This is a genomic window from Mesorhizobium sp. WSM4813 (genome assembly GCF_055811555.1).
Genome location: NZ_JBVVQU010000032.1, coordinates 65,784 through 77,232 on the forward strand (window position 1 = coordinate 65,784; position 11,449 = coordinate 77,232).

The window sequence follows — 11,449 nt, forward strand, 5'->3', positions numbered from 1 at the left end:
GTTATGTTCCTGCTCGTGCCACCCGAAATGTCACATCATGGCGATAGGACCAGGCCAGCCCGATATAGCCGAACTGGGCGTTTGGATCCGCTTCGATCGCCTTGAGGCTCAACTGCCGCACCAGTTGGTTCCCCGCGGCAGTGAAAGCACTGCTGCGCATCTCGGCAATCGCCATCAGGTGATAGTGGAGCGCGCTGACCTGTGCAGCAGTGCTCTTCGGCAGGGGGCGCTGGATCCTGCGCCCGACCCGATCGGCAAGCGTGCGGATGATTTCCTCCTGGACGGCGAAAAGATCGCCAATCTCCCGGTTGTAGGTGTTGGCCCAGAGATGCGATCCGTCACGCGCATTCAGCAACTGGGCGGTCACTTTCAGCCGGACTCCGATCTTCTGCTGGCTGCCTTCGAGCAGGTAGTCGACGCCGAGCTCATCTCCAATCTGCCTGGCGTCGACCGGCTGGTCGCGGTACCTGAAGCTCGAGTTCCGGGCGATGACGGCATAAGTCTCGCTCCGTGCAAGCTCGGTGATGATCCCCTCGGCGACGGCGTCGCTGAGATATCCCTGATCCGCACCAGCACTGAAGTCCTCGAAAGGAAGGACCGCAATCCTCGGCATGTCGCTCGAACGAACTGGAGCGGCTTGCCATGTTTCCACGCCGAAATACGCGCCGATCGCTGCCGCAATGAGAACGATTGCAGCAAGAATAAAACCGCGCTGCGAGAATCGTGTCTTGGCACGTGCCGCGCCGGCTGCGGCATTTGAGTCCGCCGCGTCCGATGGATCGGCGTTCAGTCGGTAACCTCTCTTTGGGACGGTTTCCACGATCCCGTGCTCGTCGTCCTCCAACGCGCGGCGAATAACGGCAATGCATTGCGTGAGGCTGTCGTCCGTCACGAAGGTGTCGGGCCAAACCGCCTGCATCAGCGCATCCTTGGACACGATTTCGCCCGGTCCCGCCGCGAGCACGGAAAGCACCTCGGCGGACTGGCTGCGAAGATTGACCGATTTGCCTTCGACGGTTCGGAGTTCTTTGCTTTTCGGCAGGAAGACAAAACCGCGAAACGTGATCGTCTCAGCAGATTTCGGGTCAATTTCAGGAGTCTTTCGGGACATTTCACCTTCCTGGCGCGCTTCCTGGCGCAGCCAATTCGGTCGTCACTTCCAAGTGATCCCAACAACACCGGATTGGAAGGAGGATAACATGAAAAGCACCAAGCTCATCATCGCTTTCGCTCTTCTTTTGGTGGCGCAAACGGCCGCAAAAGCGGATTCCCGCACCGCGAAACTCAGCGGCCCTAACCATGTCAACGAGGCTGCCTCAGACGACGTCCGTCCCAACCCCGGCGGTTATGATGTCGCCAGCCTTAAGTCGATGGATGACTGGGCCATGTCCACCGCTATCGCTGTCACAATCCTTCTGACCAACCAGGGGGAGCTAATCAGGCTCCCCCACGTGAAACCTATGACCTCCATGGTCGAGTGCAGAGCTTGGACCCATCAACAGGAGTTCATGCGCGCACTCCCCGGCTATCTCGCCACCTTCCATTACTGCGACTACGCATCAGAACCATAATGTTGCAAAGGTTCTGTGTTCGCACTTGGACCGAAGGATGGACTAGTCGTGGGATCGGACCGGTCCCTCCGATCAGCGAAAGCCTTTGCTGCGCGTCAACCGCGCCGGTGGATCACCTGGCGCCAAGAGGCCGTTGTCTAACCTCGGGTACCAAGCGTCAGATTTTCACCACTATTTTTTTGGCCATGATCTTTCCCGAAAACCGGTTCCCGCTTTTCGCTGACGCGGACTTTCGGCGCGTTGTCTACTCCAGCCATTCGGTGATGAAGCTGCCGTTTTCGTGGATGTCTGTGGTCTCCAGCGGGCCTGGGCCGAGATTGGTGAATTTATGCGGCGTGTTCGGCGGCACGATCAGGATCTGGCCGGCCGACGCCTCGATCTGCCGGTCGCCGACGGTGAACAGCCCGGCGCCAGTGCGGATGATGAAGATCTCGCAATAGGGATGCATGTGCAGCCGTGGGCCGCCGCCGATCTCCGGCAGATAGTTGAAGATCAGACAGCTTTTGGAGCCGTAGGCGCCGCACTGCAGTTCGCCTTGCCAATGGTCGGGCCAGCGGTCGGACGCCCTGGCCCATTTGTCGCGGTCGATGACGTGCGTCATGAGCCGAGGATAGACCGAGGCTGGGTCTTCTGTCGAGGCAAACACCGGCGCCGGTTTTGCCATTGTTTTCCTGTGGTTTCGCCGTCTTCGTCGCCACGCCGTCCGCCGTCGAATTGCGTCCCCGCGACAATCTGCCCTTGTGCCTTCACCCGTCTGGACAAAAACGGGCTTCACGCATAAACCGAAGGCCAATTGCCGGAGGAATTCGCTAGCCTGTTCGCCATGCGCTGTCGGGTTGGCGTGAAAGAGCGGGGAACAAGCCTCGGCCACCGGCACGGAAGAGGCGAAAGGATCAGGCACCCGTGAGCGCAACCGACATCCAGGATCCCAACCGTCGTGATTTTCTCTACGTCGCCACGGGCATGGCCGCGGTGGTCGGCGCGGGTGCCGTCGCCTGGCCGTTCATCGACCAGATGCGCCCGGATGCCTCGACGCTGGCGCTGGCCTCGGTCGAGGTCGACGTCTCCTCGCTGACACCCGGAATGTCGCTTGTCGTGAAATGGCGCGGCAAGCCGGTGGTGGTGCGCAACCGCACCGAAGAAGAGATGAAGGACGGCGAGGCGGTCAATCTGGCCGAGCTCAAGGATCCGCTCGCCCGCAATGCCAATTTGCCGGCCGATGCACCGGCGACGGATGCCAACCGCACCATGCCGGGCAAGGAGGCCTGGATAGTGATGGTTCAGGTCTGCACCCATCTCGGCTGCATTCCGCTCGGCCAGGAAGGCGAGTTCGGCGGCTGGTTCTGCCCGTGCCACGGTTCGACATACGACACCGCTGGCCGCGTCCGCGGCGGGCCGGCGCCGGAGAACATGTCGGTGCCGGTGTTCCAGTTCATTTCCGACACCAAGATCCGTATCGGCTAAGGCTAAGGGATATTTCGATGAGCGAGGGACACTCGACCTATACGCCCAAGACCGGTATCGGACGCTGGTTCGACGCCCGCATGCCGCTGCCGCGGCTGGTTTATGACAGCTTCGTCGCCTATCCGGTGCCGCGCAACCTCAACTATGCGTGGACCTTCGGCGGCATCCTGGCGCTCATGCTGACGGCGCAGATGCTGACCGGCATCGTGCTGGCCATGCATTATGCGGCGGACAGCACTCTCGCCTTCGATTCGGTCGAAAAGATCATGCGCGACGTCAATTCGGGCTGGCTGTTGCGCTACCTCCATTCCAACGGCGCATCCTTCTTCTTCGTCGCGGTCTACATCCACATCTTCCGCGGCCTTTACTACGGTTCCTACAAGGCGCCGCGTGAGCTTCTGTGGATCCTCGGCTGCATCATCTACCTCCTGATGATGGCGACAGGCTTCATGGGCTATGTGCTGCCCTGGGGGCAGATGTCGTTCTGGGGCGCGACCGTCATCACCGGCTTCTTCAGCGCCATTCCGCTGGTCGGCGAATGGATCCAGCAGCTTCTGCTCGGCGGCTTCGCTGTCGATAACCCGACGCTTAATCGGTTCTTTTCATTGCACTATCTTCTGCCGTTCATGATCGCCGGCGTCGTCGTGCTGCATATATGGGCGCTGCATGTGGTCGGCCAGTCGAACCCGACCGGCATCGAGGTCAAGTCGAAAACCGATACCGTCGCCTTCACCCCTTACGCGACCATCAAGGACGCGTTCGGGATGCTCGTGTTCCTGTTCATCTTCGCCTATTTCGTCTTCTACCTGCCGAACTTTCTCGGTCACCCGGACAACTATGTCGTCGCCGACCCGCTGAAGACGCCTGCGCATATCGTGCCGGAATGGTACTTCCTGCCGTTCTATGCGATCCTGCGCGCCATCACCTTCAATATCGGGCCGATCAACTCCAAGCTCGGTGGCGTGCTGGCGATGTTCGGTTCCATCGCAATGCTGTTCCTGGTGCCGTGGCTCGACACCTCGAAGGTGCGCTCGGCGGTCTACCGGCCCTGGTACAAGCTGTTCTTCTGGCTGTTCGTGATCGATGCCGTCCTGCTTGGCTGGCTGGGTTCGCAACCGGCCGAAGGCAGCTACGTGTTCATGGCGCAGATGGCGACATTGTTCTATTTCGCCTTCTTCTTGGTCGCGCTGCCGGTGCTTGGCCTGATCGAGACTCCGCGGCGGTTGCCGAATTCGATCACCGAGGCGGTGCTCGAGAAGAACAAGCATGGCGGTGGCGGGCATCCGGCTCGCGCGACAGCCGCACCGGAAACCAAGAGCTGAGCATGTTGCCGAAAAGTGGAGACCGGTTTTCGGAAAAGATCACGCTCGAGACGACGGCGCGGCAGAGAATCTCAAGGGGATTTGGTATGAAGACGATTCTCACCTCGCTGGCGCTGCTCGGCCTTGTGTTGGCAGGCACAGCGGCCGCGACCACCGGGGCGACCGCCCAGGAGGAGGCGCACAACGAAGCCGCGCCGACGCATTTCCCGATACACGAGCCGAAGGAGATGGACTGGAGCTTCGCCGGGCCGTTCGGCACCTACGACAAGGCGCAGTTGCAGCGCGGGCTGAAGGTCTACAAAGAAGTCTGCGCGGCCTGCCATTCGATGAAGTTGGTGGCGTTCCGCACGCTGGAAGACCTTGGCTATTCGGAAGCGCAGGTCAAGGCGCTGGCCGCCGAGTACACGATCAATGATGGTCCCAACGATGCCGGCGACATGTTCGATCGTCCCGGCATACCGTCAGACTATTTCCCGGCGCCGTTCCCCAACGATCAGGCAGCAGCGGCCGCCAATGGCGGGGCTGCCCCGCCCGACATGTCGCTGCTGGCCAAGGCGCGCGGCGTTGAGCGCGGCTTTCCGCGTTTCGTCTTCGACATCTTCACGCAATACGCCCAGGGCGGTCCCGACTATATCCACTCGCTGCTGACCGGCTATGACGAGCAGCCGCCGGCGGGCATGGAGATACCGGAAGGCACGCACTACAATCCCTACTTCATTGCGGGCGTGTCGCTGAAGATGCCTAATCCGCTTTCAGACGATCAAGTGACCTATGACGACGGCGCGCCGCAGACGGTCGACCAGTATTCCCGCGACGTGTCGGCGTTCCTGATGTGGGCGGCCGAGCCGCATCTTGAAGCCCGCAAGAAGACCGGCTTTCGCGTGCTGGTTTTCCTGTTGCTGTTCGGCGCGCTGGTCTATCTGACCAAGCGCAAGGTGTGGGCCGGCGTGGCGCACTGAGCTACGCAAAGCCACCAAATCGAAAGGGCGTCGAAAGGCGCCTTTTTGTATTTCCGAAGGACGCCTCCAAAGACCGCTGGCTCGGTCCTTTGCCGGACAATTTTCTTCCAGGCGCCACATCGCGGTAGCCGTCGCCGGCCGCGCCGGGTTACGATCGGCCGGAGTTCCTTTTCCCGTCTTTATGTCGAATCGGACGAATGCCCGGAGAGCCGCCCCATGAAACCTTCGCTCGAAGACACGCTGCTTGCCGCGATCCGCACCATTCCGGACTATCCCAAGCCGGGCATCCTGTTTCGCGACATCACCACCCTGCTGAGCAATGCGCGCGCCTTCCGCCGCGCCATCGACGAGCTGGTGCATCCCTATGCCGGCCAGAAAGTCGACAAGATCGCCGGCATCGAGGCGCGCGGTTTCATCCTTGGCGGCGCCGTCGCCCATCAGCTCTCGGCCGGCTTCGTGCCGATCCGCAAGAAGGGCAAGCTGCCTTACGAGACGGTGCGCGTCGCCTACAGCCTTGAGTACGGGCTGGACGAGATGGAGATGCACAGGGATGGCGTATCTCCGGGTGAGAAGGTGATCCTGGTCGACGACCTGATCGCCACCGGCGGCACCGCGGCGGCGGCGGTCCAGCTGTTGCGGCAGATCGGCGCCGACATCCTCGCCGCCTGCTTCGTCATCGACCTGCCGGACCTCGGCGGCCGCGAGAAGCTCGAAGCGCTCGGCGTGCCAGTCAGGACGCTGATCGGATTTGAAGGGCATTGAGAGGGGCAGCTCTTCCTAAGGAAGAAATTACCCCATCTTCACCAGCACAGCGCTTTCGAACTCGATGACCTTGTCGCCGGTCGAATCGAAGGCTTCCGAGCGCAGCGTCAGCAGCCGCCAGCCCGGCCGTGACATGATGGGGCGATGGGCAAGCGCGGTGCGGGTGAAGGTCACGGTTTCTCCGGCATAGACGGGCTTCAGCCATTTGAGGTTCTTGAAGCCGGGCGAGGGGCCGAATTCGGGCGCCGGCCCAGCGCCGGCCCAGCGGGCGCCCTCGGCCTCCACGCCGGTCTCTAGGTTCAATTTCATCCAGGTTGCAGCGGTGTGCCAGCCCGAGGCGCACAGGCCGCCGAACACGCTTTTCTTCGCCGCCTCTTCGTCGAGATGGAATATCTGCGGATCGTATTTCCTGGCGAACGCCTTGATCGCCTCGGGTTCGAATGTATGCGACCCAAGGGTGACGGTGAGGCCGATGCAGAAGAACTCGTCCAAAGTCATGAGGGGCCCTGTGCGGCATCACGGGCGAGGAACATGACGGTGTTCTCGAGTTCGAAGACGCCTTCGCCACGCTGATTGAAAAGCTCGCTGCGCATGGTGACGAGGCCGAGTTGGGGCTTGGACCTGGACAGGCGCTTGGCAAGGACGGTGGTGTTGCCGCTCAAGATGTCGCCGGCCAGCACCGGCTTCTTCCACCGGACCTGGTCGACGCCGGGGGCGCCTTGCGAGGTCGAGTCCAGCAGGAAGGCATCGCACAGCATGCGCATGAACATCGCGCAGGTGTGCCAGCCGGAGGCCGCCAGCCCGCCAAGGATGCTGGCCTTGCCCGCCGCCTCGTCGAGATGCATCGGCTGCGCATCGAACTCTTGCGCGAATTCGATGATCTCGGCCGCACTCACCAGCTTCGTGCCGAGGTCGAGCGAGGCGCCCTCGACGAAATCCTCATAGGCCCAAGTCTTTCCGGTCATGGTCTGGAATTCTTTCCGGTCATGGTCTGGAATCCGGTTCAAGGTTGTACGATCGCCACGGATCGGGGTTCCCGGATGCAGGCGGGGCGCAATTTGGTCAAGTAATTTCTGATGCGCCAGGCCATAACGCCCAACGGAATAGAAGCTCCGAAGGCCCTACAACCAGCCGCGGCGGCGGAAATACCAGAAGGGCAGGATCGCCGATAGGATCATCAAGCCGATGGCGAAGGGGTAACCGAAATGCCAGTTCAGCTCGGGCATGACATTGAAATTCATGCCGTATATCGACGCCACCAGCGTCGGCGGCAGGAAGATGACCGCGGCGACGGAGAAGATCTTGATGATGGCGTTCTGCTCGATCGAGATCATGCCGAGCGTCGCGTCGAGCAGGAAGTTGATCTTCTGCGACAGGAAGGTGGCGTGGTCGGCGAGCGACAGCACATCGCGCGACAAGGTCTTGATGCGCGCGCGGATGTCCTTGCTCATCTTGGTCTGGGTTGAGGCGTGGGTGAGGAAGCCGGCGAGCCGCTGCAGCGATATCAGGCTGTCGCGGATCGAGGAGGCAATGTCCTCCTTGCGGCCGATGGCCTTCAGCAATTCCTGAAAATCGCGGTTGCGTTTGGAAGCCTTGGTCGAGCTTGCCTGGAAGATGTCGCGCGAGATCGTCTCGATGTCGCGGCCGGCGCGCTCCAGAATGTCGGCGAGGCGGTCGACGATCGCCTCCAGCAGGCCGATCAGGATGGTGTCGCCGCTGGTGCAGCCGGTCGCCACCTTCTCGGCGCGCAGCGGAAAGGTCTTGAAGGCCTTCGGTTCGTGATAGCGCACGGTGATCAGCCTGTTGCCGGCCAGCACGAAGGTGACCGGCGACATCAGGGGATCGTCGGCCTCGGTCTGGGCCGGCAGAATGGCGGTCATGAAATAGGCGCCGTCCTCGACGTAAAGGCGGCTGGAAATCTCGATCTCCTCCATCTCCTCGCGCGTCGGAATGGCAACACCGAGCCAGGCCTCGATGGTCGCTTCCTCCTCCTTTGTCGGGTTCAGAAGATCGGCCCAGACGATCTTGTCGCTGTTTTGCAAGAGATCGTCGGCGAGGCGCAGGCGATCATTGTCCACGACGAATGCCTTGATCATCGCCGGGTCTCCCTTGCTGACGCCAAAAGGATAGGTTCGAGCGGGCGCGTCGTTTCGGATTGCACGGGACAGGCGCTCTCGACGAAAGCACGGGCCGGTGCAGACGCCCCTTAGACCGGGCATTGCGGGCCGTCAAGCCGCGCGGAAACGGCCCGTGCGGAGTGCACGAGGCTGTGATCGCGCCGGCGCCCATGAGGGTTTCCGACGCGCCGTCAGTCAGCTCAGGTGTTGAACTTGAACAGCATGATGTCGCCGTCTTGGACGACATACTCCTTGCCTTCGTCGCGCGCCTTGCCGGCTTCCTTGGCCGCCACTTCGCCGCCCAGCGTGACGAAGTCGTTATAGGCGATGGTCTGGGCGCGGATGAAGCCGCGCTCGAAATCGGTGTGGATGACGCCTGCCGCCTGTGGCGCCTTGGCGCCCTTGTGCACGGTCCAGGCGCGTGTCTCCTTCGGCCCGACTGTGAAATAGGTGATGAGCTGCAGCAGCTCGTAGCCGGCGCGGATCACCTTGTTCAAGCCAGGCTCATCGAGGCCCAGCGTTGCCAGGAATTCCATTTCCTCTTCGTCGCTGAGCTGCGCGACCTCGGCTTCGATCGCCGCGGAAATCACCACGGTGCGGGCGCCTTGCGCGGCAGCCATCTGCTCGACCGCTTTGGTGTGCGCGTTGCCGGTGGCAGCGTCGGCCTCGGCTACATTGCAGACATAGAGCACGGGGTGCGACGTCAGCAGGTTCAGCCCCTGCAGGATGCGCAGATCCTCCGCGGAGATATCTTTGAGCAGGATGCGGGCTGGCTTGCCGGCCTGCAGGAGTTCGAGAGCGGCTTCCATCATCGGAAGCACGGTCAGCGCCTCCTTGTCCTTGCCGGAGGCGCGCTTGCGGAACTGCACGATGCGGCGCTCGAGGCTGTCGAGATCGGCCAGCATCAGCTCGGTCTCGACGGTCTCGGCGTCGGCGACGGGATCGATGCGGCCCTCGACATGGGTGATGTCGTCATCCTCGAAGCAACGCAGCACATGGACGATGGCGTCGACCTCGCGGATATTGGCCAGGAACTGGTTGCCCAGTCCTTCGCCCTTCGAAGCGCCGCGCACCAGGCCGGCGATATCGACGAACGAAATGCGGGTCGGGATGATCTCCTTCGACCTGCCGATCGCCGCGATCTTCTGCAGGCGGGGGTCGGGCACCGCCACCTCGCCGGTATTCGGTTCGATGGTGCAGAACGGGTAGTTGGCGGCCTGCGCCGCCGCCGTCCTGGTCAGCGCGTTGAAAAGCGTCGACTTGCCGACATTGGGCAAGCCAACGATGCCGCATTTGAAACCCATTTTTGTCCGGTCCTATCGGGAAATCGAAATTTGATGAGGGCTATGGGCGAAAGGGGTGACGAACGTCAAGCCCTCCGGCTCCGTTCACGCGGAAGCTCACTCCTTGCCGCCAAACAGCTTCTTCAGCATGGCGGCCATCGGGCCGGTTTCGGGCAGCTTGACCGCCGGCTGCTGCGGCCGCGCCTGGCGAACGTGGCTTTGTGCTTTTGACGCCTTGGGTGGCGGGCGGTCGTCGTCGCCTGTCGGCGTGAGCTTGTCGCGCAGGGCCAGCGTCACGCGATTCATGAAGGCATTGTCGTCGCCCTTGGCAAGCAGTCCAGCATCGTCGGCAATGGTGTCGAGCAGCACGTCCAGCCACTCGCGGTCGCTTTTGGCGAAATCGCCAAGCACATGACCATGCACCATTTCCTTGATGCCGGGGTGGCCGACGCCAATGCGCACGCGGCGGAAATCCTTGCCGACATGCTGGTCGAGCGAGCGGATACCGTTGTGGCCGCCGGAACCGCCACCGACCTTGACCCGCACCTTGCCGGCGGCAAGGTCGATCTCGTCATAGAAGACCGTCAGCGCCGAGGGGCCGAGCTTGTAAAAGCGCAGCGCTTCGCCGATCGACTGGCCTGAATTGTTCATGAAGGTCTGCGGCTTGATCAGGATGATCTTTTCGCCGGCAAGCGTGCCTTCGGCGATCAGGCCCTGGAACTTTTTCGACCAGGGCGAAAAGGAATGGCGGCGGGCGATTGCGTCCGCCGTCATGAAGCCGACATTGTGCCGGTTGTTGGCGTATTTCGCGCCCGGATTGCCGAGGCCTGCAAACAGCAGCATCGTCACCTCTAGTGTGGTGGATTTGAAGTTCCTGTTGCTTTGACGGCATCAGCGTTCAGGAACTTCAAATCCAAAAACCACACTAGAACCCATGGTTGCTAGTGTGGCCTTAGAATCCGAAATTCGCCCAGTGCGCTGCTCCAAGGTGATGCGAATTTCGGATTCGTCACACTAGGCGGAAAGGGATTACTTCTCTTCGTCGGCAGGAGCCGCCGCTTCGGGTTCAGCCGCTTCGACCGTCTCTTCCGCCTCCGGCTTCATCGCCGAGGAGCCGGCAATGGTCGCGACGGTGAAGTCGCGGTCGGAGATCACCGGCTTGACGCCGACCGGCAGCTTGACCGCCGAGATGTGGATCGAATCGCCGATATCGGTGCCGGTGAGATCGACGGTGATGAATTCCGGGATCGCATTGGCCGGGCAGTGGAACTCGACTTCATGACGCACGATGTTGAGCACGCCGCCGCGCTTGATGCCGGGCGACTTGTCCTCGTTGATGAAGTGGACCGGCACGTCGACATTGACTTCGGTGTCCTTGCCGATGCGCAGGAAGTCGACATGGACCGGGAAATCCCTGACCGGGTCGAGCTGGTAGTCCTTAGGCAGGACCTGGATCTTCTTGCCGTCGACATCGATCGTGGCGATCGTGGTCAGGAACCCGCCGCCATGGATCTTGTAGTAGATGTCCTTGTAGGTCAGCGCAATTGCCAGGGGAGGCTGCTTGTCGCCGTAAATTACTGCAGGCACTTTACCGTTGCGGCGAACTGCACGGGCGGACCCCTTACCGACCTGTTCGCGCGCTTCGGCCTTGAGCTCGTAAGTATCTTGGCTCATGGCATTTCCTTTCGCGTTGTTCTGGAGCGTTCGCGGCCGGCGAGATGCCTGGACCGTAAACGTCGAAAGCCGTCATGGCCTTACATGATCTGGTCCAAAATCTATTTTGGGATCACGCAGGCCGGACAGCCTTCCGCCGCGTTGCCTCCAAGGGTGTCTACGCGGGTGGCGGCTCTATAGCGGAAGGTGGGGCGGGGTGCAAGCCAAAGGCGGGTGGGTGCAGGGCTACGAACTCGGGTTAACGCACTTTAGGGATTGCGGTTGATCTGATTCCATGGGGCTTCGATGATTCGGAGC

Annotated in this window: 13 protein-coding genes; 5 read left to right on the plus strand and 8 right to left on the minus strand. The window is 61.6% G+C overall.

The features are described 5' to 3' along the window. Window position 1 precedes the first annotated feature (1 nt). The gene (locus AC0L25_RS19435) at window positions 2-1,111 is read right to left on the minus strand and encodes a winged helix-turn-helix domain-containing protein (RefSeq protein ID WP_473596997.1); all 1,110 of its coding nucleotides are present in this window, start codon (window positions 1,109-1,111) and stop codon (window positions 2-4) included. Window positions 1,112-1,199: 88 nt separating this feature from the next. Here AC0L25_RS19435 and AC0L25_RS19440 point away from each other — a divergent pair, with 88 nt between their 5' ends. Beyond that, complete coding sequence (locus AC0L25_RS19440; protein WP_473596998.1) at window positions 1,200-1,571, plus strand: hypothetical protein; 372 nt, start codon at window positions 1,200-1,202, stop codon at window positions 1,569-1,571. 244 nt (window positions 1,572-1,815) lie between these two features. On the opposite strand, the gene AC0L25_RS19445 is transcribed toward AC0L25_RS19440, so the two are convergent. Continuing rightward, window positions 1,816-2,172, minus strand: coding sequence for a cupin domain-containing protein (locus AC0L25_RS19445; RefSeq protein WP_473597013.1), 357 nt, complete (start codon window positions 2,170-2,172; stop codon window positions 1,816-1,818). Between the two features lie 302 nt (window positions 2,173-2,474). On the opposite strand from AC0L25_RS19445, the gene petA reads away from it, so the two are divergent. From petA to AC0L25_RS19465, 4 genes are all read left to right on the plus strand, one after another. Then, window positions 2,475-3,035, plus strand: a complete 561-nt coding sequence (petA, locus tag AC0L25_RS19450) for a ubiquinol-cytochrome c reductase iron-sulfur subunit (RefSeq protein ID WP_473596999.1) — start codon at window positions 2,475-2,477, stop codon at window positions 3,033-3,035. 17 nt (window positions 3,036-3,052) lie between these two features. Then, window positions 3,053-4,357, plus strand: coding sequence for a cytochrome b (locus tag AC0L25_RS19455; RefSeq protein ID WP_473597000.1), 1,305 nt, complete (start codon window positions 3,053-3,055; stop codon window positions 4,355-4,357). Between the two features lie 86 nt (window positions 4,358-4,443). Then, window positions 4,444-5,316, plus strand: coding sequence for a cytochrome c1 (locus AC0L25_RS19460; protein WP_473597001.1), 873 nt, complete (start codon window positions 4,444-4,446; stop codon window positions 5,314-5,316). A gap of 216 nt (window positions 5,317-5,532) precedes the next feature. After that, window positions 5,533-6,078: an adenine phosphoribosyltransferase gene (locus tag AC0L25_RS19465; RefSeq protein ID WP_065011944.1), complete on the plus strand. Its 546-nt coding sequence runs from the start codon at window positions 5,533-5,535 to the stop codon at window positions 6,076-6,078. A 27-nt stretch (window positions 6,079-6,105) separates the two neighbouring features. On the opposite strand, the gene AC0L25_RS19470 is transcribed toward AC0L25_RS19465, so the two are convergent. From AC0L25_RS19470 to AC0L25_RS19495, 6 genes are all read right to left on the minus strand, one after another. Continuing rightward, complete coding sequence (locus AC0L25_RS19470; protein ID WP_473597002.1) at window positions 6,106-6,576, minus strand: MaoC family dehydratase; 471 nt, start codon at window positions 6,574-6,576, stop codon at window positions 6,106-6,108. Further along, window positions 6,573-7,043 carry a MaoC family dehydratase gene (locus AC0L25_RS19475; protein WP_473597003.1) on the minus strand — a complete coding sequence of 157 codons (471 nt, stop codon included), beginning with the start codon at window positions 7,041-7,043 and terminating at the stop codon, window positions 6,573-6,575. The genes AC0L25_RS19470 and AC0L25_RS19475 overlap by 4 nt, the downstream gene beginning before the upstream one ends. Window positions 7,044-7,199: 156 nt before the next feature. Next, window positions 7,200-8,174 (minus strand): magnesium/cobalt transporter CorA, encoded by a 975-nt coding sequence (gene corA / locus AC0L25_RS19480; RefSeq protein WP_473597004.1) that lies wholly within the window; start codon window positions 8,172-8,174, stop codon window positions 7,200-7,202. 221 nt (window positions 8,175-8,395) lie between these two features. After that, window positions 8,396-9,499, minus strand: coding sequence for a redox-regulated ATPase YchF (gene ychF, locus AC0L25_RS19485; RefSeq protein WP_473597005.1), 1,104 nt, complete (start codon window positions 9,497-9,499; stop codon window positions 8,396-8,398). A gap of 96 nt (window positions 9,500-9,595) precedes the next feature. Further along, window positions 9,596-10,321, minus strand: coding sequence for an aminoacyl-tRNA hydrolase (gene pth, locus AC0L25_RS19490; protein ID WP_473597006.1), 726 nt, complete (start codon window positions 10,319-10,321; stop codon window positions 9,596-9,598). Window positions 10,322-10,507: 186 nt separating this feature from the next. Beyond that, window positions 10,508-11,152 (minus strand): 50S ribosomal protein L25/general stress protein Ctc, encoded by a 645-nt coding sequence (locus AC0L25_RS19495; RefSeq protein ID WP_473597007.1) that lies wholly within the window; start codon window positions 11,150-11,152, stop codon window positions 10,508-10,510. Window positions 11,153-11,449: the final 297 nt, after the last annotated feature.